This window comes from Cellulosimicrobium sp. CpK407, assembly GCF_051844275.1.
Lineage (GTDB): Bacteria > Actinomycetota > Actinomycetes > Actinomycetales > Cellulomonadaceae > Cellulosimicrobium > Cellulosimicrobium cellulans_G.
In genome coordinates, this window is sequence record NZ_JBGNYC010000055.1 from 1 (window position 1) to 21,225 (window position 21,225).

The window sequence follows — 21,225 nt, forward strand, 5'->3', positions numbered from 1 at the left end:
CGCCAGGCCCGCCACGACGCGGCACCACCACCCACCCCTCCCTACGTCGTCTCACCCTGGTCGGCCCTCACCTCGGGCGACCGCCGCAGTGTCCGTTCGCCCATGCCGCGGCGGGCGGCCCGAGCGTGAAGGGCTGCCCGGACGCTGTCGTGCGCGAGCCGATCGTCCCGGCATGGACCAGGGTTCTACCTCACCTGACCAGGGTTCTCTCTCGCGCGGCCAGGGTTCTACCTCGCGCGGGCGATCGCCCGCGGTGACGGTTGTGCGGGCGCCCTCCCGCTGCTGTCCCGGCCTGCGCCTGGCGCCTGAGTCACGTCACCATCCCTCACCCTGGCGACCGCCGTGGTTTCGCCTTCGCGAGCGAAGCTCCCGCCGCCGCCTCCGGTCGGCGCGAGCTGCTGCCCAACGCCTACCGCACCGCTGCGCCGCGGGCCGTCAGTCGCCGAGTGCGTCGCCGTCGTGACCTGCTCTCATGATGGCTACGTCTTGCCGTGCAGGTGGTTTCGGCTGGTCGGGGACGCCTGGCGAGCCCATGGGCGTCTGTTCGTCGTGTCACGGCCGCCTGGCCGGACCGTCCCCAGACCATGGCGGGCCGACTGCTGAGCGGTGGGGGTGGGCTCGGATGCGAAGGGGCGTCAGAGCGGCGCTCCTCAGACCCACGGCCGAGCTGCGGGGGTGACGGCGCCGCAGCCCCGAGCACCGAGGCCACCCGCGCCGCGGACCCGACCCCGCGGGCTTGAAGCCCGACCGCGCCCACCTCGCCCAACCACGGTTCTACCTCGCCCAACCACGGTTCTACCTCGCGCGACCACGGTTCTATCTCGTGCGACCACGGTTCTATCTCGCGCGGCTGAGGCTCACTCTTCGGGAGCACGGTCTCAGTCCCATGCGCGCGCTCGGAGGGTCCGCGCCGCGGTGGGCACGGCGTCGGTCCCCACTAGAATGGCGACCATGTCCACCATCTCCCGTGACGAGGTCGCGCGCGTCGCCGCGCTGGCCCGCATCGATCTGCGACCCGAGGAGCTGGACCGGCTCTCCGGCGAGCTCGACGTGATCGTCGACGCCATCGCCAAGGTCAGCGAGGTCGCGACGCCCGACGTCCCCGCGACGAGCCACCCGCTCCCGATGACCAACGTCTTCCGGGACGACGTCCCCGAGCCGCCGCTGCCGGTCGAGGACGTCCTCGCCGCGGCGCCGTCGGCCGAGGACGGGCGCTTCGCCGTCCCGCAGATCCTCGGGGAGGAGTGAGATGAGCGAGGACCTGACCAGGCTGTCCGCCGCCGAGCTGGCGGAGGGGCTGACCGCCCGCGACTTCTCGAGCGTCGAGGCGACGCAGGCGCACCTGGACCGGATCGCCGCGGTCGACGGTGCGGTGAACGCGTTCCTGCACGTGAACGCGGAGGAGGCGCTCGCGACGGCGCGCTCCGTCGACGAGCGGCGCGTGGCCGGTGAGGAGCTGCACCCGCTGGCGGGCGTGCCGATCGCCGTGAAGGACGTCGTCGTCACGAAGGGCATGCCCACGACGGCCGGCTCGAAGATCCTCGAGGGGTGGGTGCCGCCGTACGACGCGACGCTCGTCGAGAAGATCCGTGCCGCCGGGCTGCCGATCCTCGGCAAGACGAACATGGACGAGTTCGCGATGGGCTCGTCGACCGAGCACTCGGCCTTCGGCAACACGCGCAACCCGTGGGACCTCGACCGGATCCCCGGTGGTTCGGGTGGCGGCTCCGCGGCGGCGGTCGCCGCGTTCGAGGCGCCGCTCGCGATCGGCACGGACACGGGTGGCTCGATCCGCCAGCCGGGTGCCGTCACCGGCACCGTCGGCGTGAAGCCTACGTACGGCGGCGTCTCGCGCTACGGCCTCATCGCGATGGCGTCGTCGCTTGACCAGGCGGGCCCCGTCACGCGCACCGTGCTCGACTCCGCGCTGCTCCACGAGCTCATCGGCGGCTACGACCCGCGGGACTCGACGTCGATCCCCGGTCGTGGGCCGGCGCTCGTCGACGCCGCGGTCCAGGGTGCGACGGGCGACCTCTCGGGAGTGCGCGTCGGCGTCGTCAAGGAGCTCAACGGCGAGGGCTACCAGGAGGGCGTGAGCGCGCGGTTCGCGCAGTCGCTCGACCTCCTGCGCGGCCTGGGCGCGGAGATCGTCGAGGTCTCCTGCCCGCACTTCGAGTACGCGCTCGGCGCGTACTACCTGATCATGCCGTCGGAGGCGTCGAGCAACCTCGCGAAGTTCGACGGGATGCGCTTCGGCCTGCGCGTGGAGCCCGAGGAGGGCCCCGTGACCGCAGAGCGCGTCATGGCCGCGACGCGCGGCGCCGGGTTCGGCGACGAGGTGAAGCGCCGCATCATCCTCGGCACGTACGCCCTGTCGGCGGGCTACTACGACGCCTACTACGGCAGCGCGCAGAAGGTCCGCACGCTCATCCAGCGCGACTTCGCCGCGGCCTTCGAGCAGGCGGACGTGCTCGTCTCGCCGACGGCGCCGACCACGGCGTTCCGGTTCGGCGAGAAGCTCGACGACCCGCTCGCGATGTACCTCAACGACGTCGCGACCATCCCCGCGAACCTCGCGGGGGTCCCGGGGATGTCGGTGCCGTCGGGCCTGTCGGACGACGGCCTGCCCGTCGGGTTCCAGATCCTCGCGCCGGCCAAGGCGGACGACCGCATGTACCGGGTGGGTGCCGCGCTCGAGTCCGCGCTCCTCACCGCGTGGGGCGGGCCGCTGCTCGACCGTGCTCCGGCGCTGCCCACGGCCACCATCGAGAAGGAAGGCCAGGTCGGATGACCGCCACGACCGTCGACCTCGTCGACTACGCCGACGCCACGCGCCGCTACGACCCCGTCATCGGGATCGAGGTGCACGTCGAGCTCGGCACGCTGACCAAGATGTTCTGCCCCGCCGAGGTGAGCTTCGGCGCCGAGCCGAACACCCAGGTCACCCCGGTCTCGCTCGGGCTGCCGGGCGCGCTGCCGGTCGTCAACGGCAAGGCCGTCGAGTATGCGATCCGCATCGGCCTCGCGCTGAACTGCCAGATCGCCGAGACCTGCCGGTTCGCGCGCAAGAACTACTTCTACCCGGACGTCCCGAAGAACTTCCAGACGTCGCAGTACGACGAGCCCATCGCGTACGACGGGTGGATCGACGTCGAGCTCGAGGACGGGACCGTGTTCCGCGTCGAGATCGAGCGCGCGCACATGGAGGAGGACGCCGGCAAGAACACCCACGTGGGTGGCGCGACCGGTCGCATCCACGGTGCCGAGTACTCGCTCGTCGACTACAACCGTGCCGGCATCCCGCTCGTGGAGATCGTCACGCGGCCGATCACGGGTGCGGGCGACCGCGCCCCCGAGGTCGCGCGCGCGTACGTGCAGACGCTGCGCGACATCTTCCGGGCCCTCGACGTGTCCGAGGCGCGCATGGAGCGCGGCAACGTCCGCGCCGACGTGAACCTGTCGCTGCGCCCGACGCCCGAGTCGCCGCTCGGCACCCGGACGGAGACGAAGAACGTCAACTCCTTCCGCTCCGTGGAGCGCGCGGTCCGGTACGAGATCTCGCGCCAGGCCGCCGTCCTCGACGCGGGTGGCACCGTGATCCAGGAGACGCGGCACTGGCACGAGGACACCGGCATCACGACGTCGGGGCGCGTCAAGTCCGACGCCGAGGACTACCGGTACTTCCCGGAGCCCGACCTGGTCCCCGTCGCGCCGCCGCGCGAGTGGGTCGAGGAGATCCGCGCCGCGCTGCCGGAGCTTCCGGTCGCGCGCCGCCGTCGGCTGCAGGGCGAGTGGGGCTACGCGGACGCGGAGATGCGGGACGTCGTCAACGCGGGTGCGACCGACCTCATCGAGGCGACGGTCGCGGCCGGGACGAGCCCGGCCGGTGCGCGCAAGTGGTGGATGGGCGAGCTCGCCCGTCGCGCGAAGCAGGACGAGGTCGCGCTCGAGCAGCTTCCCGTGACGCCTGCGCAGGTCGCGGCGCTGCAGGGGCTCGTCGACGCGGGCAGGATCAACGACAAGCTCGCGCGCCAGGTCCTCGACGGCGTCCTCGCCGGCGAGGGGGACCCGGAGGACGTCGTCACGGCGCGCGGCCTGGAGGTCGTGTCGGACGACGGCGCGCTCCTGGCCGCGATCGACGAGGCGCTGGCCGCGCAGCCGGACGTCGTCGAGAAGGTGCGGGGCGGCAACCTCGGGCCCGTCGGCGCGATCATCGGTGCGGTCATGAAGGCGACCCGCGGCCAGGCGGACGCCGGTCGTGTGCGCGAGCTCATCCTCGAGCGGATCGGCTGACGCCGTGACGCGCGGACCGGTCCTGCTCGGGGAGATGGTGCGACTGCGCCCGATCGAGGCGCGGGACGCCGACCGCATGTGGGAGTCGTTGCAGGACCCGGAGTCGAACCGGCTCACGGGGACGACGGCGACGTTCACCCGCGACCAGATCGACACGTGGTCGGCGACGATCAGCGACCGTGAGGGCCGGTACGACTGGGCCATCACGGCGGGCGCCGTGCGCGACGGTCAGCCCGTGAGCGACGAGATGATCGGCGAGATCGTGCTCAACGACCTCGACGAGGACGCCCGCTCGGCGAACCTGCGCCTCGCGCTGCTCCCAAACTACCGGGGCCGTGGCTACGGCCGGGAGGCGATCTTCGAGGTGCTGCGGTTCGCGTTCGAGGGCGCGACCGACGTCGACGGGAACCGGCACGAAGGTCCGCGCCTGCACCGCGTGAGCCTGGACGTGCTGAGCATCAACCCGCGCGCGCAGATGCTCTACGAGTCGCTGGGCTTCCGCGAGGAGGGCCGGCTGCGCGACGTCTACCGCGACGGCGACGGCTGGGCCGACGCCACCGTCATGAGCATCCTCGAGGACGAGTTCCGGGCGGGACTCGGTACGTCCTGAGCGGCGGGAGACCACGCGTCCGACCGGCCGGAGGGCCCGGCAGCAGCTGCTGCCGGGCCCTCCGTCGTCTCCGGGGGAGGCCGCGACCCGGTCTGTCTCGCCCCGGCCGACTCCGCGAGCCCGTCCGTGTCGTCCCTCGGCGGAGAGTCCGTGTCGCGTGAGCGGAGGTCGCACCTGCCGCCTCGGAGCGACGTGCGGTGACCCCGGCGGCGGGGGACCGTGGTTGACATGACGGAGCCGTCCGACGTACATTCATAAGACGGAAACAAACTTCCGAGATGTGGAATGACATCGTAGGCCAGGTCAGGTCGGGCACCGCCGACCGGCCGGACGTCGAGAGGGACACGCAGCGATGACGCTGGACGAGTTCAACCGGTTGTCGCCGTCGGCGGCGCGCGACGCGCTCCTCGCGTGCGCGCACGTGACGCGCTGGGCCGACGCCGTCGCCGACGGGCGCCCCTACGCGACCGTCGAGGACGCGGCCGAGGCCGCCCTCGCGGCGGCCGACCCGTGGACGGACGACGAGGTCGACGCGGCGCTCTCCCGCCACCCCCGGATCGGGGAGCGTGCGCAGGGGGACGCCGCGGACGCGAGCATGTCGCGGTCCGAGCAGTCCGGCGTCGACACCTCCGACGACGACGTGACGCGCCGGCTCGCCGACGGCAACCGCGCGTACGAGGAGCGGTTCGGGCACGTGTTCCTCATCCGGGCCGCCGGACGCAGCGCCGAGGAGATCCTCGAGCAGCTCACCGAGCGGCTCGGCAACGACGCCGAGACCGAGCGGGCGAACGCCGCCCGCAACCTGCGCGAGATCGCCGCGCTGCGGCTGAAGGGAATGCTGACACCATGAGCACCCACGCCAGCCACATCACCACGCACGTACTCGACGCGGCCAGCGGTAGGCCCGCCGAGGGGATCGCCGTCCGCCTGGAGGCGGCTCCGGAGATCGCGGACAGGACGACGGGGCAGGGCTGGTCCCTGGTGGCGTCCTCCCGCACGAACGACGACGGTCGCGTGCCCCAGCTCGGGCCCGAGACCCTCGTCCCCGGTACGTACCGGCTCGTGTTCGACACGGGCGAGTACTTCGACCGGCGAGACACCGTGTCCTTCTACCCGGAGGTCGTCATCGTCTTCCGGGTGGCGAGCGCTGAGCAGCACTACCACGTCCCCGTCCTGCTCAGCCCGTTCGCCTACTCGACCTATCGAGGGAGCTGACATGAGCACCACCACCACGACCGCCGCGCAGCCGGCGGCCACGCAGAGCAGCGGGGCCATCGTCCTGGGCGACAACCAGTGGGGCAAGGCGGAGGTGCGCCTCGTGCGCGTCGACCGCGCCACGCCTCGCCACGAGATCACGGACCTCAACGTCTCCTCGCAGCTGCGGGGCGGGCAGGAGGCCACGCACCTGGAGGGCGACAACTCCAAGTGCGTCGCCACCGACACGCAGAAGAACACGATCTACGCGTTCGCCCGCGACGGCGTCGGCGCGATCGAGGACTTCGCGATCCGCCTCGGCCGGCACTTCGTCGAGGACTTCGAGTGGATCGAGGGCGGCCGCTGGGAGATCGAGCAGTACTCCTGGAACCGCATCGAGACCGCGGACGGCGAGCACGACCACGCGTTCGTGCGGAACAACCAGGAGACGCGCACGACCGTCGTCCAGCGCGACGGCGACGAGGTCTTCGTCGTCTCGGGCCTCACGGACCTCGTCGTGCTCAAGTCGACGGGCTCGGAGTTCCACGGGTTCCCGCGCGACCGCTACACGACCCTCGTGGAGACGAACGACCGCATCCTCGCGACGTCGGTCACGTCGCGCTGGCGCTACACGACGACGGACGTCGACTTCGACGCCGTGTACGCGAAGGTCCGCGCGATCCAGCTCGAGGCGTTCGCGACGACCCACTCGCTCGCGCTGCAGCAGACGCTGTTCGCGATGGGCAAGGCGGTCCTGGAGGCCGTCCCGGAGATCGCCGAGATCAAGTTCTCGATGCCGAACAAGCACCACTTCCTCGTGGACCTGGCGCCGTTCGGCCTCGACAACCCCAACGAGGTCTTCTACGCGGCCGACCGCCCGTACGGGCTCATCGAGGCGACGGTGCAGCGCGAGGGCGAGCCGGCCGAGCCGCGCGCCTGGGCGACCGTCACCGGGTTCTGCTGAGCCGACCGTGACGGACGGACGCGCCCTGCCCGACCGCGGAGCACCCGCGGTCCGGCAGGGCGCGCCCGCCCCGTCGCACCCCCGCGCCGCCTCAGGGCGCCGCGGTGATGAGCTCGCGCGTGAGCTCGTTCGCGACGCGGTGCAGCACCGGCACGGCTCGCTCCCCGAACTCGTACGTCACGCGGGCCGCGGGGCCCGAGACGGACAGGGCGGTGGGGGTCGGGGCGTCGGGCACCGCGACGGCGAAGCAGCGCACACCGAGCTCCTGCTCGCCGTCGTCGATCGCGTAGCCGCGGTCGCGCGTCGCGGCGAGCTCGGCGAGGAGCGAGTCGACGTCGGTGATCGACTGGTCCGTCGCGGGCGGCATGCCCACGCGGCCCATGATCTCCCGCACCGTCTGGTCGGGGAGCTGGGCGAGCACCGCCTTGCCGACGCCCGTGCAGTGCGTGTAGACGCGCCGGCCGACCTCGGTGAACATCCGCATCGAGTGGCTCGACGACGCCTGGGCGACGTAGACCGCCATGTCGCGGTCGATCATCGCGAGGTTCGCCGACTCGCCGAGGTCGTGGGCGAGCCGCTCGAGGTAGGGACGGGCGCCGGCGCCGAGCTGGCGCCCGGCCGACTCGCCGAGCCGGATGAGGCGCGGGCCGAGCGTGTACCGGCGCGACGGCGTCTGGCGCACGTAGCCCTGCGCGAGCAGCGTGCGCAGCAGCCGGTGGATCGTCGGCAGGGGGAGGCCGGCATGCTGCGCGAGCTCGCTGAGCCCGGACTCGCCGCCGAAGTCGGCGAGCAGCTCGAGCAGCTCGATCGCCCGGTCGACCGACTGCACGCCCCCGGACGCCTTCGCCGGGCGCACGCCCGGGGCGGTCTCCGTCGGCTCCGTCGCCGCCGAGGTCTCGGCCATCTCACCATCTCCTGTCCACCAGGTGCCGCCCGACGGCGGGCGCACCTCGCCTGAGCAGTGCGGGACCGTCCCGCGCTCCCTTCCGCATCACGGAAGACACGCATCAGCATACGAGAAGAAGGAACGAACATGACGTCCGAGACGAAGGCCCCGGAGACGCAGGCCACGACGGCGAAGGCCGCGGCGACCAGCCCGAGCTACTCCATCACGCTGCGCGTCGAGGCCCCGAGCGGGCACCGCACCGCGAGCGACCTCGTCGCCGCCGTGAGCGCGACGGGCGCCGCGATCACGGGCGTCGACGTCTCGGAGTCGGGCGCGGACCGCCTCGTCGTCGACGTCACGGCGGACACCGTGGACGCCGCGCACGTCGAGCAGATCCGCGACGCGCTCGGGGCGCTCGACGGCATCACCGTGCGCCACGTGAGCGACGCGACGTTCCTCATGCACCTCGGCGGCAAGCTCGAGGTCAACCCCAAGGTCCCGCTGCGCCACCGCGCCGACCTCGCCCGCGCCTACACGCCCGGCGTGGCGCGCGTGTGCCTCGCCATCGCCGAGCGCCCCGAGGACGCGCGCCGCCTGACGGTCAAGCGCAACACCGTCGCGGTCGTGACGGACGGCACCGCCGTCCTCGGCCTGGGCGACATCGGCCCCGCCGCCGCGCTCCCCGTCATGGAGGGCAAGGCGGCGCTCTTCAAGCAGTTCGCGGGCGTCGACGCCTGGCCGGTCTGCCTGGACACGACCGACACCGAGGAGATCATCCGCACCGTCAAGGCGATCGCGCCCGTGTACGGCGGGATCAACCTCGAGGACATCTCCGCGCCGCGCTGCTTCGAGATCGAGCGCCGCCTGCGCGAGGAGCTCGACATCCCCGTGTTCCACGACGACCAGCACGGCACCGCGATCGTCGTGCTCGCCGCGCTGACGAACGCGCTGCGCGTCGTGGGCAAGCGGATCGAGGACGTGCGCATCGTCGTCTCGGGCGTCGGCGCCGCGGGCAACGCGATCATCTCGCTGCTCCAGGGTCAGGGCGCGCGCCGCATCGTCGCGTTCGACCGGCACGGCGCGATCCACCCGGGTGCGAACCTCACCGACGAGCACCGCCGTCGCCTCGCCGAGACGACCAACGCCGAGGGCTTCACGGGCACGCTGCGCGAGGGCCTCGCGGGAGCCGACGTGTTCATCGGCGTCTCCGGCCCCAACATCCTCACGGGGGACGACGTCGCGACGATGGCCGACGACGCGATCGTCTTCGCGCTCGCGAACCCGACGCCCGAGGTCGACCCCATCGCCGCCGCGCAGCACGCGACCGTCGTCGCGACGGGACGCAGCGACTACCCGAACCAGATCAACAACGTGCTCGCGTTCCCGGGCCTGTTCCGCGGCCTGCTCGACGTCGGCGCGAGCGAGATCTCGGACGAGATGCTGCGCGCCGCGGCCGTCGCGATCGCGGACGCCGTCGCGCCCGAGGAGCTCAGCGCGAGCTACATCGTGCCGAGCGTGTTCGAGCCCGCGGTCTCCAAGGCCGTCGCGCGCGCCGTCGCCGAGGTCGCGGAGCGCGCCCGTGCGGAGCAGGCTCAGGAGAGCACCACGTCGGGTCACCACGTCGGGTCGGCGCCCCGGTCCTGACGCACCGTCGTCAGCCCGGCCGCCCCGCAGAAAGGACACACCATGACCACCACCACGGCCGTCGCCGTCCACGGACCCGCCGTCGAGCGGTCCGACGAGATCCTCACGCCCGACGCGCTCGACTTCGTCGCCGACCTGCAGCGGCGCTTCGGCGCCCGCCGCGACGAGCTGCTCGCCGCGCGCGCCGCGCGACGCGAGGAGGTCGCCCGCACGGGGCGCCTCGACTTCCTGCCCGAGACCGCCGACGTGCGCGCGGGGGACTGGACGGTCGCGGGCGCGCCCGTCGACCTCCAGGACCGCCGCGTCGAGATCACGGGGCCGCCGACGCCCAAGATGGCGATCAACGCTCTCAACTCGGGCGCGAAGGTCTGGCTCGCGGACCTCGAGGACGCGTCGACGCCGCACTGGAGCAACGTCGTCGGGGGTCAGGTCGCCCTGCACGACGCGACGCGCCGCACGCTCGCGTTCACGTCGCCCGAGGGCAAGCAGTACGCGCTGCGCCCGGAGGCCGACGGCGACCCGCTCGCCGTCATGGTCGTGCGACCGCGTGGGTGGCACTTCGACGAGGTGCACCTCACCGTGGACGGGACGCCCGCGGTGGGTGCGCTCGTCGACTTCGGGCTGCACTTCTTCCACAACGCCGCGGAGCTCCTGGCCCGCGGGTCGGGACCGTACTACTACCTGCCCAAGATGGAGTCGCACCTCGAGGCACGCCTGTGGGACGACGTCTTTTCGCACGCCGAGGAGTCCCTCGGGATCCCGCACGGGACGATCCGCGCGACGGTCCTCATCGAGACGATCCCGGCCGCGTTCGAGATGGACGAGATCCTCTACGAGCTGCGCGACCACGCGTCGGGCCTCAACGCGGGCCGCTGGGACTACCTGTTCTCCGTCATCAAGTACTTCCGCGACTCGGGCCCGTTGTTCACGCTCCCGGACCGCGGCGCGATCACGATGACCGCACCGTTCATGCGCGCGTACACCGAGCTGCTCGTCCAGACGTGCCACAAGCGCGGCGCCTTCGCGATGGGCGGCATGGCCGCCGTCATCCCGAACCGCCGCGAGCCCGAGGTCACGGCCCAGGCGTTCGACAAGGTGCGCGCGGACAAGCAGCGCGAGGCGGGGGACGGGTTCGACGGCTCGTGGGTCGCGCACCCGGACCTCGTGCCCGTGTGCCGCGAGGTGTTCGACGGCGTGCTCGGCGAGCGGCCCAACCAGCTCGACAAGCAGCGCCCCGAGGTCCACGTCACGGCCGACCGGCTCCTCGACGTGTCGTCGGCGCAGGGCGACGTCACCGAGGCCGGGCTGCGCAACAACCTCTACGTGTCCGTCGCGTACGTCGCGGCGTGGCTCGCGGGCAACGGCGCGGTCGCGATCCACAACCTCATGGAGGACGCCGCGACCGCGGAGATCTCGCGCTCGCAGGTGTGGCAGTGGGTGCGCTCGGGCGCGTCGTTCACCGCGGGCGAGAGCGCGGGCACGACGGTCACCGCGGACCTGGTCCGCACGCTCCTGCGCGAGGAGACCGCCCGGCTGCGCGACGACGTCGGGCACGAGGCCTACGACGCCGGGCCGTACGACCGGGCGGCGGCGCTCGTCGAGGACATCGCGCTCAACGAGCACTACGTCGACTTCCTCACGCTGCCCGCGTACGAGGACGTCGTCGCGCACGAGCAGGACGCCTCCTGATGCCGGCGGGGTTCCCGGAGGGAGCGGGCGAGGAGTCCAGGAGCGCCTTCAGCGAGCAGGGGATCGACGCGCTGCACGCGACGCTCGACGGCCTGCTCGCCCCGTGGGACGCGGAGCTCGACGCGCGGTACCCGGGCGACGACGGCTCGCGCCAGCCCGTGCACACCGTCTACGTGCCGGGTGACCGGTACACCGCGGGCCTCGTGCCCGAGTGGGCGGCCCGGGCGCGCGAGGCGGTCGACGCGGCGGGCGGCGGCGCCGACGGCGTACGTCGGCTCGTCGACCTGCTGGGGATCGGCGCGGGGTCCGGGGACGGTCTCGCCGACGCCGTGGCCGAGCGCGTGCGCACCAAGCTCGCCGTCGAGGCGATCGAGGACCTGCGGATCGACTTCGAGGACGGGTTCGGCGACCGCGGCGACGCGGCCGAGGACGCCGCCGTCACGGCGGCGGCGCGCGAGCTCGCGCGGGCCGAGGCGCAGGGCACGGCGACGCCGTTCTCCGGCATCCGGATCAAGTGCCTCGAGGCCGCCACGCGCCGGCGCGGGGTGCGCACGCTCGCGCTGTTCGTGGCCGAGCTCGTCGCGGCCCGCGCCGCGCACGGGCACGCAGGGCTGCCCGACGGGTTCGTCGTCACGCTCGCCAAGGTCACCGCGCCGCAGCAGGTCGAGGCGATGGCGGTCGCGTGCGAGCGCGTCGAGCAGGCGAACGGCCTCGGACCGGGCAGCCTGCGGTTCGAGGTGCAGGTCGAGACGCCGCAGGCGCTGCTCGCGGCGGACGGCACGGCCACCGTGGCGCGGCTCGTGCACGCCGCGCCCGGACGTGTCACCGCGCTGCACTACGGCACGTACGATTACTCGGCGTCGCTCGGCATCGCCGCGGCCTACCAGTCGATGGAGCACCCGGCGGCCGACCACGCGAAGTCCGTCATGCAGCTCGCGGTCGCGGGCACGGGCGTGCGGCTCTCCGACGGCTCGACGAACGTGCTGCCGGTCGGTGACCCTCAGGCCGTCGACGCCGCGTGGCGCCTCCACGGGCGGCTCGTGCGCCGGTCGCTCGAACGCGGCTATTACCAGGGCTGGGACCTGCACCCGGCGCAGCTCCCGAGCCGGTTCGCCGCCACCTACGCGTTCTATCGCGAGGGCGCGGCGTCGGCGCTCGCGCGCCTCGCCGCGTACGTCGGGTTCGTGCCCGACGCCGGCGGCGTGCTCGACGAGCCCGCCACGGCCAAGGCGATGGCCTGGTTCCTCGGGCGCGGCGTCGACTGCGGCGCGCTCACCGAGGCCGAGGTCCGCGCCGCGACCGGCCTCGACCGCTCCGGGCTCGACGCCGTCCGCGTCTCGGGCCACGCCCCGCAGCCCGTCGCGGGCTGACGACCCACGCCCTCCGCGCCCTCACCTACCCCGCCCCCGTCCAGCCCGCCGCGACCGACGTCGGCCGGGCCACCATCCCGAGGAGTGAACCGATGACCCAGACCACCCCCTACTACACCCCGCAGGGTGGCCTGCCCGGCCAGACCGAGCTGCTCACCGACCGCGCGATCGTCACCGAGGCGTACACGGTGATCCCGCGCGGCGTGCTGCGCGACATCGTCACGAGCAACCTGCCGGGCTGGGAGAAGACCCGGTTGTGGGTGCTCGCCCGGCCGATCGAGGGGTTCGCGACGACGTTCGCGCAGTACGTCATGGAGGTCTCGCCCGGCGGCGGGTCGGAGCAGGGCGAGGACGAGGAGACCGTGCAGTCCGTCGTCTTCGTCACGGAGGGCACGCTCGTGCTCACGCTCGCCGGGGTCGAGCACGTGCTGGAGCCCGGCGGGTACGCGTACCTCGCGGCGGGGGAGCGGTGGGCGCTGCACAACCGCTCGGACGCCAAGGCCGCGTTCCAGTGGATCCGCAAGGTGTACGAGCCGATCCCGGGCCACACCGCGACGTCGTTCGTCACGCGCGAGCAGGACGTCGAGCCGCGCGCGATGCCGGACACGGACGGCGTGTGGGTGACGACGCGGTTCGTCGACCCCGACGACCTCGCGCACGACATGCACGTGAACATCGTGACGTTCCAGCCGGGCGGGTCCATCCCGTTCGCGGAGACGCACATCATGGAGCACGGCCTGTACGTGCTCGAGGGCAAGGCCGTCTACCGTCTCAACGGCGACTGGGTCGAGGTGCAGGAGGGCGACTTCATGTGGCTCCGGGCGTTCTGCCCGCAGGCCTGCTACGCGGGCGGCCCCAAGCCGTTCCGCTACCTGCTCTACAAGGACGTGAACCGGCAGGTCAAGCTCGACCGTCGCCGCTGACGCGACACCTGACGAGGGCACGACGAGGGCCCGGTTCCGCACGCGGAACCGGGCCCTTGCTTCGCACATTTCACCCGGCGCGGCGCGAAGATCATCCGGCCCGGAACGGTTCTCGGCTCGTCAACGGTGCCACAGTGGGTGCACGGCAACGGATCACGTGAACCAACGGAGTGTTCATGGCACCGCGCTACAACTCCCCGCCCAACTGGCCGCCGCCGCCCGCAGGGTGGTCACCGCCGCCAGGCTGGTCGCCTGACCCCTCATGGGGACCAGCGCCGCCAGGGTGGCGATTCTGGGTCGACGACTCCGAGTCCGGTTCTCTCGACAGCCGGGGGGCTCTTCCGGCGGCCGACGTGGGTGAGGAGAGCGCCGGCGCGGAGAAGTCGAAGTCCTGGATCGCTCGCCACAAGCTGCTGACGGGAGCAGGCGTCCTGGTGCTGCTCGTCGTCGCTATCGCGGCGTTGGTCGGCGGGAACGACGACGCCGGCCAGGAGCCCGTCGCTGCCACGACGACGAGAGCCGCCGATTCGGACGAGAAGTCGGCCGAGGAGATCGCTGCGGAGGAGCAGGCAGAGGCTGACCGCCTTGCCGAGGAAGAGGCTGCTGCGGCAGCGGAGGCCGAGGAGGAGCGGCTGGCGGAGGAGCAGCGACTCGCCGAAGAGGCAGCTGCTGCCGAGGCGGCTGCAGCGGAAGCAGCGAGGGTCGGGTCGGTCGCGCAGCAGAACGCGTACCGGTCGGCCGTGAGCTACCTCGAGTACACCGGGTTCTCGCGTTCGGGCCTGATCGGGCAACTCGAGTTCGAGGGGTACAGCACGGCCGACGCCGAGTTCGCCATCGCTCGACTCGAGGCCGAAGGCGGCGTTGACTGGAACGCGGAGGCGGCCGAGAGCGCGGCGAGCTATCTGGACTACACGGCGTTCTCGCGAGCCGGCCTCATCGACCAGCTCCTTTACGAGGGGTTCACACCGGAACAAGCGGAGTACGGAGTGAGCACCACGGGACTGTGAGCCAGGTCCGGTCCGGGCCGGTCGCTGTCATCGCGTCGCCGAGGGCCCGGCTGCGCGTCGATTCTGCATGTCGAGAAACGTCCCGGTAGCGACGAGCTTCGCGCCTTCGTAGAGCCTCACGTTCCGCACCTCCATGAAGGCCGCGCCCGCCCGCTCCTCGAAGAGCACCGTGATCTGGACGTTGACGCTCTGGCCGAGCGGCAGCTCGGTCTGCCCGTCGGCGCCCTCGACGATGAACGACGTCTGAAAGGCGCCGAGCTCGATCTGAGAGCGCACTCCCGAGACGGGAGTCGTCTCGCGACCGCCCTCGCGCGTCGTGAGAAAGCGGACCCGAGCATCGCGGGGGCCAGAGGCCATCGTCACATCCCTCATCGATCGATCGGCGCTGTCGGCACCCCGAGTGCGGGAGGGGCGCCAACCTTGCACACCTCAGGACGGCCCTCGCTGACGGCTCCCGGGGTGTCGGACGTGGGAAGGGGCGCCGGGAACCTTGGATGCTTCCTCACGCCGCGGCTGGAGAGACGGTTGACGCTCCGCGGCGAGCGTGGCTACACTTCCATACAGCAGAAGAAAAGTTCCGCAGAACGGAATCGCAACGCAGCGAGACGCGGACGGACCCAGGGAGACGACGATGAGCCCCGCACCGACGTACACCGTCAACTGCTCGATCCTGCTCACGGACCTGCCGCTGCTCGAGCGGCCGGCCGCCGCCGCGGCGGCGGGGTTCCGGGGCGTCGAGTTCTGGTGGCCGTTCGCGTCGCCCACGCCCGCCCGCGACGAGGTCGACGCGTTCGTCGGCGCGATCGAGGCGGCGGGCGTGCAGCTCACGGGCCTGAACTTCGACGCCGGCAACATGCCCGGCGGCGACCGGGGCCTCGTGTCGTGGCCCGCGCGGTCGTCCGACCTGCGCGCGAACCTCGACGTCGTCACCGCGATCGGCGAGCGCACCGGCTGCCGCGCGTTCAACGCCCTCTACGGCAACCGCCAGGAGGGCGAGACGCCCGAGGAGCAGGACGCGCTCGGCGCCGAGAACCTCGCGCTCGCGGCGCGGGCCGTCGGGCGCATCGGCGGCACGGTGCTCGTCGAGCCCGTGAGCGGCGCGCCGGCGTTCCCGCTGACGACGGCGGCCGACGCCGTGCGCGTCATCGACCGGGTCGCCGCCGACCACGGCGAGACGAACCTCGGTCTCCTGTTCGACGTCTACCACCTGGCCGTGAACGGCGACGACGTCGACGCGGCCCTGTCGACGTACCGCGGCCGCATCGCGCACGTGCAGATCGCGGACGCGCCCGGTCGCGGCGAGCCCGGCACGGGCGACCTGCCGATCGAGCGCTGGACCAAGGACCTGCGCGCCGGCGGCTACGACGGCTGGATCGGCCTCGAGTACAAGACCGCGACCGCCGACCCGTTCGCGTGGCTCCCCGCCGCCGAGCGCTGACGCGACTCCGGCCGTCCGTCAGCCGCCCGACCCCCGACCTGAACCACCCAGAGGAGCACACCATGGCCTCCATCGCCTTCATCGGACTCGGCATCATGGGCAGCCCCATGGCCGTCCACCTGCAGAACGCCGGCCACGACGTCGCGGGCTACAACCGCAGCCCCGAGAAGACCGCGCCGCTCGTCGAGGCGGGCGGTCGCGCGGCCGGGTCGGTCGCCGACGCGGTCTCGGGCGCGGACGTCGTCGCGATCATGGTCCCGGACTCGCCCGACGTGGAGGCGGTGCTCACCGGCGACGACGGCGTCCTCGCGAACGCGAAGCCCGGCGCGCTCGTCGTCGACTTCTCCTCGATCCGCCCGGACGTCACGGTCGCGCTCGCCCAGCAGGCGAAGGACGCGGGGCTGCGCATTGTCGACGCCCCCGTCTCGGGCGGTGAGCCGGGTGCGATCAACGCCGCGCTGTCGATCATGGTGGGCGGCACGCCGGAGGACTTCGAGGCGGCCAAGCCGTTCCTCGACGTCGTCGGCAAGACGGTCGTGCACGTGGGCCCGAACGGCTCCGGCCAGACCGTCAAGGCCGCGAACCAGCTCATCGTCGCCGCGAACATCCAGGCGCTCGCCGAGGCGGTCGTCTTCCTCGAGGCCTACGGCGTCGACACCGAGGCCGCGATCGAGGTGCTCGGCGGCGGGCTCGCCGGCTCGGCCGTCCTGAACCAGAAGGCGCGCAAGATGCTCGACCGCGACTTCGGCCCCGGCTTCCGGATCGAGCTCCACCACAAGGACCTCGGCATCGTGACCGCCGCGGCCCGCGAGGCGGGCGTCGTCGCGCCGCTCGGCGGCCTCGTCGCCCAGCTCATGGCCTCCGCGCGCGCCAACGGCGACGGCGGCCTCGACCACTCCGGCCTGTTCCGCGGCGTCGAGCGCCTGTCCGGCCGCGACGGCTCCTGACCTTCCCCCTGACGACGACGTCACCTCCAGCAAGGAGAGAAACCATGCCTCGTATGCGTGCGGTGGACGCCGCAGTGGCGATCCTCGAGATCGAGGGCGCGACCCAGGCCTTCGGCCTGCCCGGCGCCGCCATCAACCCCTTCTACTCCGCCATGCGCGCGCACGGCGGCATCGACCACGTTCTCGCCCGTCACGTCGAGGGCGCGTCGCACATGGCCGACGGCTACTCCCGCGCGAAGCCGGGGAACATCGGCATCTGCATCGGCACGTCGGGCCCCGCGGGCACCGACATGATCACCGGCCTCTACGCCGCGTGGGCCGACTCGATCCCGATGCTCTGCATCACGGGCCAGGCGCCGGTCGCCAAGCTCGACAAGGAGGACTTCCAGGCCGTCGACATCGCGAGCATCGCCGCGCCGGTGACGAAGATGGCCAAGACCGTCCTCGAGGCGGGCCAGGTGCCGCAGGTGTTCCAGCAGGCGTTCCACCTCATGCGCTCGGGCCGCCCGGGGCCGGTGCTCATCGACCTGCCGATCGACGTGCAGCTCACGGAGATCGAGTTCGACCCGGCGACGTACCAGCCGCTGCCCGTGCACCGCCCGACGGCGACGCGCGCGCAGGCCGAGAAGGCGATCGACCTGCTCCTGGCGGCCGAGCGACCCCTGCTGATCGCGGGCGGCGGCATCGTCAACGCGGGCGGCGAGGACCTGCTCGTCGAGCTCGCCGAGACCCTGGGCGTCCCGGTGATCCCGACCCTCATGGGCTGGGGCGCCATCCCGGACGACCACGCGCTCATGGCCGGCATGGCCGGCCTCCAGACGTCGCACCGCTACGGCAACGCGAACCTGCTCGCCTCGGACTTCGTGCTCGGCATCGGCAACCGCTGGGCCAACCGCCACACCGGGGGCCTCGACACGTACCGCGAGGGTCGGACGTTCGTCCACGTGGACATCGAGCCGACGCAGATCGGTCGCGTGTTCGCACCGGACTACGGCATCGTGTCCGACGCGAAGGCGGCCCTCGAGCTGTTCGTCGAGGTCGCGCGCGAGCGCCGCGACGCGGGGCAGGCGCGCGACTACTCCGGCTGGGCCGCAGAGTGCGCCGAGCGCAAGCGCACGCTGCAGCGCAAGACGCACTTCACCGAGATCCCCATCAAGCCGCAGCGCGTGTACGAGGAGATGAACAAGGCGTTCGGGCCCGAGACCCGCTACGTCACGACGATCGGGCTCTCGCAGATCGCCGGCGCGCAGTTCCTCCACGTGTACAAGCCGCGCCACTGGATCAACGCGGGCCAGGCGGGTCCGCTCGGCTGGACCGGGCCCGCGGCGCTCGGCGTCGCGAAGGCCGCGCCGGACGAGCCGGTCGTCGCGCTCTCGGGCGACTACGACTTCCAGTTCATGATCGAGGAGCTCGCGGTGGGCGCGCAGTTCAACCTGCCGTACGTGCACGTGGTCGTGAACAACTCCTACCTCGGCCTCATCCGGCAGTCGCAGCGGGCGTTCGACATGGACTACCACGTGCAGCTCTCGTTCGAGAACGTCAACTCGCCCGAGCTCGGCGGCTACGGCGTCGACCACGTCAAGGTGGCCGAGGGTCTGGGCTGCAAGGCGATCCGCGTGACCGACCCCGAGGGGCTCGGCGAGGCGTTCGCGAAGGCGCAGGCCATGGCGGCCGAGTTCCGCGTGCCGGTCGTGGTCGAGGTCATCCTCGAGCGCGTCACGAACATCGCCATGGGCGTCGAGCTCACGGGCGTGAACGAGTTCGAGGACCTCGCGGTCTCGGCCGAGGACGCGCCGACCGCCGTCGCGCTCCTCGACTGAGACGCCCACCGCCGAGGTGGAACGCCGGTACGGCGAGAGGGAGCGCTGGTACCGCGAGGCAGAACCCTGGTCACGACCCGGAGCGAAGGAGGACGGGATGAGCACGACGGTCCCGCAGGAGCACGAGTACGACCTCGTCGTGCGCGGCGAGCGCGTGCTCGTCGCCGGCGGCGAGCACCCGCGCGAGGTGGGCGTCGTCGGGGGAGTGGTCCGCGCGATCGAGCCGCTCGGCGCCGGGCTCGACGGCGCGCGCGTCGTCGAGCTGGGGCCGCACCAGGTGCTGGTCCCCGGCCTCGTCGATACGCACGTGCACGTCAACGAGCCCGGGCGCACCGAGTGGGAGGGGTTCGCGTCCGCGACGCGGGCCGCCGCCGCGGGCGGGGTGACGACGATCGTCGACATGCCGCTCAACTCGATCCCGCCGACGGTCGACGTCGCGGCGCTCGAGACCAAGCAGAAGGTCGCGCGCGACCAGGCGTTCGTCGACGTCGGGTTCTGGGGCGGCGCCGTGCCCGGCAACGCGGACGAGCTGCGGCCCCTGTGGGACGCGGGCGTGTTCGGGTTCAAGTGCTTCCTGCTGCACTCGGGGGTCGAGGAGTTCGGGTACCTCGAGCCCGACGAGCTCGAGGCGGACCTGCGCGTCCTCGCCGACTTCGACGGGCTGATGCTCGTGCACGCCGAGGACTCGCGCGCCATCGAGCACGCGCCCACGCCCCACGGCGACCACTACGACACGTTCCTCGCGTCGCGCCCGCGGGGCGCGGAGAACGTCGCGATCGCCGCGGTGATCGAGGCCGCCCGCTGGACGGGCGCGCGCGCCCACGTGCTGCACCTGTCGAGCTCCGACGCGCTGCCGATGATCCGCAGCGCGAAGCGCGAGGGCGTACGGATCACGGTCGAGACGTGCCCGCACTACCTGGCGCTCGCGGCAGAGGAGATCCCCGACGGCGCGACGCAGTTCAAGTGCTGCCCGCCCATCCGGGAGATCGACAACCGCGAGCTGCTCTGGGAGGGGCTGGTCGACGGCACGATCGACTGCGTCGTGTCCGACCACTCGCCGAGCACCCTCGACCTCAAGGACCTCGACACGGGCGACTTCGGGACGGCGTGGGGCGGCGTCTCGTCGCTCCAGCTCGGGCTCGCGATCGTGTGGACCGAGGCCCGGACGCGCGGCGTGCCGTTCGCGCGCGTCGTCGAGTGGATGTCGTCGCGCCCGGCCGGCATCGCGGGGCTCCGGCGCAAGGGCTCGATCGCGCTCGGCTTCGACGCCGACCTCGCGATCGTCGAGCCGGACACGGCGTTCGTCGTCGACCCGACAGCCCTGCACCACAAGAACCCCATCACGCCGTACGCCGACCGCGCGCTCTCGGGCGCCGTCGTCGCGACGTACCTGCGGGGCGAGGAGATCACCTTCGACCGCCCCACAGGTCGCCTCCTCGCGCGCGGCGAGGCGTGACGCGCTGAGACTCCCGTGCCCGGCCGCGGGGGCCGGGCACGGGGAACCACCTGACCCGCACACGACGAGGGCGGCACCGCTGGTGAGTGCCGCCCCGTCGTCGCGCGGGTCGGGTCAGGACTCGGCGAGGAGCTCGTCGAGCTGCTCGTAGCCCTCGCGGACGCCGACCTCCATGCCGCTCGCGACGAAGCTGTCGCGGCCCTCGATCGAGTCGACGAGCGACGTCGCGGTGAGGCGGCTGCGGCCGTCGGGCAGGTCCTCGAACACGAGACGGTCGAGCGAGACGCCGTCGGGGAAGCCCTCGAACGTGAACGTCTGGACGATGAGCTCGTCCGGTCGCACCTCGTGGACGCTGCCGAAGAACGCGTACTCGTTGCCGTCGGGGTCCACCTGGACGTAGCGGTAGGCGCCGCCCGTACGCACGTCCCAGTGCTCGTTGCGCTGTGTGAGGTAGCGCGGGCCGTTCCAGCGCGCGAACAGCTCGGGGTCGACGTGGGCACGGAAGACCTTCGCCGCGGGCGCGTCGAACTCGCGCACGATGCGGACGATCGGGAGGTCCTCCGGGACGACGATCTCGGTCTCGTGGGTGCCGGTGGTGGTCATGATCCTGCTCCTGTCGTCGGGTCGTTCGGGGGCGCGGCCGGCCGGTCGGGCAGGTCGCGCAGGACGTCGTCGAGGCGGCGGTAGCGGTCCTCCGCCTCACGCCGGTATCGCTCGATCCACTTGGTCATGAGGTCGAAGACCTCCGCCTCGAGGTGCACGGGGGCGCGTCGGGCATCCGTCGTGCGGGTCACCAGGCCGGAGTCCTCGAGCACGCGCAGGTGCTTGGACACCGCCTGGACGGACATGTCGTACGGCCGGGCGAGCTCGCCGACGCTGGCGTCGCCCGACGCGAGCCGGGCCACCATGTCGCGGCGCGTGGGGTCGGCGAGCGCCGAGAACACGCGCGAGAGCGGGTCGGCCGTCACGGGACCTCCTCGTGGG

20 protein-coding genes are annotated in these 21,225 nt (G+C 72.5%); 16 read left to right on the top strand and 4 right to left on the bottom strand.

Annotation, left to right across the window (positions count from 1 at the left end):
• Window positions 1–951: 951 nt before the first annotated feature.
• From gatC to pucL, 7 genes are all read left to right on the top strand, one after another.
• Window positions 952–1,248 carry an Asp-tRNA(Asn)/Glu-tRNA(Gln) amidotransferase subunit GatC gene (gatC, locus tag ABWU78_RS18135; RefSeq protein WP_253050666.1) on the top strand — a complete coding sequence of 99 codons (297 nt, stop codon included), beginning with the start codon at window positions 952–954 and terminating at the stop codon, window positions 1,246–1,248.
• Window position 1,249: 1 nt separating this feature from the next.
• A complete protein-coding gene (gatA, locus tag ABWU78_RS18140) occupies window positions 1,250–2,791 on the top strand; it encodes an Asp-tRNA(Asn)/Glu-tRNA(Gln) amidotransferase subunit GatA (RefSeq protein WP_253050664.1) in 1,542 nt (513 codons plus the stop codon).
• Window positions 2,788–4,293: an Asp-tRNA(Asn)/Glu-tRNA(Gln) amidotransferase subunit GatB gene (gene gatB, locus ABWU78_RS18145; RefSeq protein ID WP_439159118.1), complete on the top strand. Its 1,506-nt coding sequence runs from the start codon at window positions 2,788–2,790 to the stop codon at window positions 4,291–4,293. The genes gatA and gatB overlap by 4 nt, the downstream gene beginning before the upstream one ends.
• 4 nt (window positions 4,294–4,297) lie before the next feature.
• The gene (locus tag ABWU78_RS18150; RefSeq protein ID WP_253050660.1) at window positions 4,298–4,903 is read left to right on the top strand and encodes a GNAT family N-acetyltransferase; all 606 of its coding nucleotides are present in this window, start codon (window positions 4,298–4,300) and stop codon (window positions 4,901–4,903) included.
• Between the two features lie 352 nt (window positions 4,904–5,255).
• Complete coding sequence (gene uraD / locus ABWU78_RS18155) at window positions 5,256–5,753, top strand: 2-oxo-4-hydroxy-4-carboxy-5-ureidoimidazoline decarboxylase (protein ID WP_353708817.1); 498 nt, start codon at window positions 5,256–5,258, stop codon at window positions 5,751–5,753.
• Window positions 5,750–6,118, top strand: a complete 369-nt coding sequence (gene uraH, locus ABWU78_RS18160; protein ID WP_253050656.1) for a hydroxyisourate hydrolase — start codon at window positions 5,750–5,752, stop codon at window positions 6,116–6,118. The genes uraD and uraH overlap by 4 nt, the downstream gene beginning before the upstream one ends.
• A 1-nt stretch (window position 6,119) precedes the next feature.
• Entirely contained in the window at window positions 6,120–7,061 is a 942-nt protein-coding gene (pucL, locus tag ABWU78_RS18165; protein ID WP_253050653.1) for a factor-independent urate hydroxylase, read from the top strand.
• A gap of 91 nt (window positions 7,062–7,152) precedes the next feature.
• Here the strand turns inward: pucL and ABWU78_RS18170 are convergent, their stop codons facing one another.
• The gene (locus ABWU78_RS18170) at window positions 7,153–7,965 is read right to left on the bottom strand and encodes an IclR family transcriptional regulator (protein ID WP_439159119.1); all 813 of its coding nucleotides are present in this window, start codon (window positions 7,963–7,965) and stop codon (window positions 7,153–7,155) included.
• 129 nt (window positions 7,966–8,094) lie between these two features.
• Here ABWU78_RS18170 and ABWU78_RS18175 point away from each other — a divergent pair, with 129 nt between their 5' ends.
• The 5 genes from ABWU78_RS18175 to ABWU78_RS18195 all read left to right on the top strand — a co-directional run bounded on the left by ABWU78_RS18175 (window position 8,095) and on the right by ABWU78_RS18195 (window position 14,580).
• Window positions 8,095–9,591: an NAD-dependent malic enzyme gene (locus tag ABWU78_RS18175; protein WP_353708818.1), complete on the top strand. Its 1,497-nt coding sequence runs from the start codon at window positions 8,095–8,097 to the stop codon at window positions 9,589–9,591.
• A gap of 42 nt (window positions 9,592–9,633) precedes the next feature.
• Window positions 9,634–11,280: a malate synthase A gene (gene aceB, locus ABWU78_RS18180; RefSeq protein ID WP_439159120.1), complete on the top strand. Its 1,647-nt coding sequence runs from the start codon at window positions 9,634–9,636 to the stop codon at window positions 11,278–11,280.
• Window positions 11,280–12,650: a DUF6986 family protein gene (locus ABWU78_RS18185; protein ID WP_253050644.1), complete on the top strand. Its 1,371-nt coding sequence runs from the start codon at window positions 11,280–11,282 to the stop codon at window positions 12,648–12,650. The genes aceB and ABWU78_RS18185 overlap by 1 nt, the downstream gene beginning before the upstream one ends.
• 92 nt (window positions 12,651–12,742) lie before the next feature.
• A complete protein-coding gene (locus ABWU78_RS18190) occupies window positions 12,743–13,573 on the top strand; it encodes a bifunctional allantoicase/(S)-ureidoglycine aminohydrolase (protein ID WP_439159121.1) in 831 nt (276 codons plus the stop codon).
• A 353-nt stretch (window positions 13,574–13,926) separates the two neighbouring features.
• Window positions 13,927–14,580, top strand: a complete 654-nt coding sequence (locus tag ABWU78_RS18195) for an Ltp family lipoprotein (RefSeq protein ID WP_439159122.1) — start codon at window positions 13,927–13,929, stop codon at window positions 14,578–14,580.
• A gap of 27 nt (window positions 14,581–14,607) precedes the next feature.
• Here the strand turns inward: ABWU78_RS18195 and ABWU78_RS18200 are convergent, their stop codons facing one another.
• Window positions 14,608–14,937, bottom strand: coding sequence for a hypothetical protein (locus ABWU78_RS18200; protein ID WP_439159123.1), 330 nt, complete (start codon window positions 14,935–14,937; stop codon window positions 14,608–14,610).
• Between the two features lie 274 nt (window positions 14,938–15,211).
• Between ABWU78_RS18200 and ABWU78_RS18205 the strand changes: the two genes are divergently transcribed.
• The 4 genes from ABWU78_RS18205 (at window position 15,212) to allB (ending at window position 20,241) form a co-directional block, all read left to right on the top strand.
• The gene (locus tag ABWU78_RS18205) at window positions 15,212–16,018 is read left to right on the top strand and encodes a hydroxypyruvate isomerase family protein (RefSeq protein ID WP_439159124.1); all 807 of its coding nucleotides are present in this window, start codon (window positions 15,212–15,214) and stop codon (window positions 16,016–16,018) included.
• Between the two features lie 62 nt (window positions 16,019–16,080).
• Entirely contained in the window at window positions 16,081–16,965 is an 885-nt protein-coding gene (locus tag ABWU78_RS18210) for a 2-hydroxy-3-oxopropionate reductase (RefSeq protein WP_043654226.1), read from the top strand.
• A 44-nt stretch (window positions 16,966–17,009) separates the two neighbouring features.
• On the top strand, window positions 17,010–18,785 hold the full coding sequence (gene gcl, locus ABWU78_RS18215) for a glyoxylate carboligase (RefSeq protein ID WP_439159125.1): 1,776 nt from the start codon (window positions 17,010–17,012) through the stop codon (window positions 18,783–18,785).
• A 97-nt stretch (window positions 18,786–18,882) separates the two neighbouring features.
• The gene (gene allB, locus ABWU78_RS18220; protein ID WP_253050636.1) at window positions 18,883–20,241 is read left to right on the top strand and encodes an allantoinase AllB; all 1,359 of its coding nucleotides are present in this window, start codon (window positions 18,883–18,885) and stop codon (window positions 20,239–20,241) included.
• 114 nt (window positions 20,242–20,355) lie between these two features.
• On the opposite strand, the gene ABWU78_RS18225 is transcribed toward allB, so the two are convergent.
• Both ABWU78_RS18225 and ABWU78_RS18230 read right to left on the bottom strand, forming a co-directional pair.
• Window positions 20,356–20,844 carry an SRPBCC family protein gene (locus tag ABWU78_RS18225; RefSeq protein ID WP_439159126.1) on the bottom strand — a complete coding sequence of 163 codons (489 nt, stop codon included), beginning with the start codon at window positions 20,842–20,844 and terminating at the stop codon, window positions 20,356–20,358.
• The gene (locus ABWU78_RS18230) at window positions 20,841–21,209 is read right to left on the bottom strand and encodes an ArsR/SmtB family transcription factor (protein ID WP_308202261.1); all 369 of its coding nucleotides are present in this window, start codon (window positions 21,207–21,209) and stop codon (window positions 20,841–20,843) included. Before ABWU78_RS18230 ends, ABWU78_RS18225 begins: the two co-directional genes overlap by 4 nt.
• Window positions 21,210–21,225 lie beyond the last annotated feature (16 nt).

Coding starts and splice junctions, on each gene's coding strand:
- gatC (WP_253050666.1), top strand. CDS start 952: ATGTCCACCATCTCCCGTGACGAGGTCGCGCGCGTCGCCGCGCTGGCC.
- gatA (WP_253050664.1), top strand. CDS start 1,250: ATGAGCGAGGACCTGACCAGGCTGTCCGCCGCCGAGCTGGCGGAGGGG.
- gatB (WP_439159118.1), top strand. CDS start 2,788: ATGACCGCCACGACCGTCGACCTCGTCGACTACGCCGACGCCACGCGC.
- uraD (WP_353708817.1), top strand. CDS start 5,256: ATGACGCTGGACGAGTTCAACCGGTTGTCGCCGTCGGCGGCGCGCGAC.
- uraH (WP_253050656.1), top strand. CDS start 5,750: ATGAGCACCCACGCCAGCCACATCACCACGCACGTACTCGACGCGGCC.
- pucL (WP_253050653.1), top strand. CDS start 6,120: ATGAGCACCACCACCACGACCGCCGCGCAGCCGGCGGCCACGCAGAGC.
- ABWU78_RS18170 (WP_439159119.1), bottom strand. CDS start 7,965: ATGGCCGAGACCTCGGCGGCGACGGAGCCGACGGAGACCGCCCCGGGC.
- ABWU78_RS18175 (WP_353708818.1), top strand. CDS start 8,095: ATGACGTCCGAGACGAAGGCCCCGGAGACGCAGGCCACGACGGCGAAG.
- aceB (WP_439159120.1), top strand. CDS start 9,634: ATGACCACCACCACGGCCGTCGCCGTCCACGGACCCGCCGTCGAGCGG.
- ABWU78_RS18185 (WP_253050644.1), top strand. CDS start 11,280: ATGCCGGCGGGGTTCCCGGAGGGAGCGGGCGAGGAGTCCAGGAGCGCC.
- ABWU78_RS18190 (WP_439159121.1), top strand. CDS start 12,743: ATGACCCAGACCACCCCCTACTACACCCCGCAGGGTGGCCTGCCCGGC.
- ABWU78_RS18200 (WP_439159123.1), bottom strand. CDS start 14,937: ATGGCCTCTGGCCCCCGCGATGCTCGGGTCCGCTTTCTCACGACGCGC.
- ABWU78_RS18205 (WP_439159124.1), top strand. CDS start 15,212: ATGAGCCCCGCACCGACGTACACCGTCAACTGCTCGATCCTGCTCACG.
- ABWU78_RS18210 (WP_043654226.1), top strand. CDS start 16,081: ATGGCCTCCATCGCCTTCATCGGACTCGGCATCATGGGCAGCCCCATG.
- gcl (WP_439159125.1), top strand. CDS start 17,010: ATGCCTCGTATGCGTGCGGTGGACGCCGCAGTGGCGATCCTCGAGATC.
- allB (WP_253050636.1), top strand. CDS start 18,883: ATGAGCACGACGGTCCCGCAGGAGCACGAGTACGACCTCGTCGTGCGC.
- ABWU78_RS18225 (WP_439159126.1), bottom strand. CDS start 20,844: ATGACCACCACCGGCACCCACGAGACCGAGATCGTCGTCCCGGAGGAC.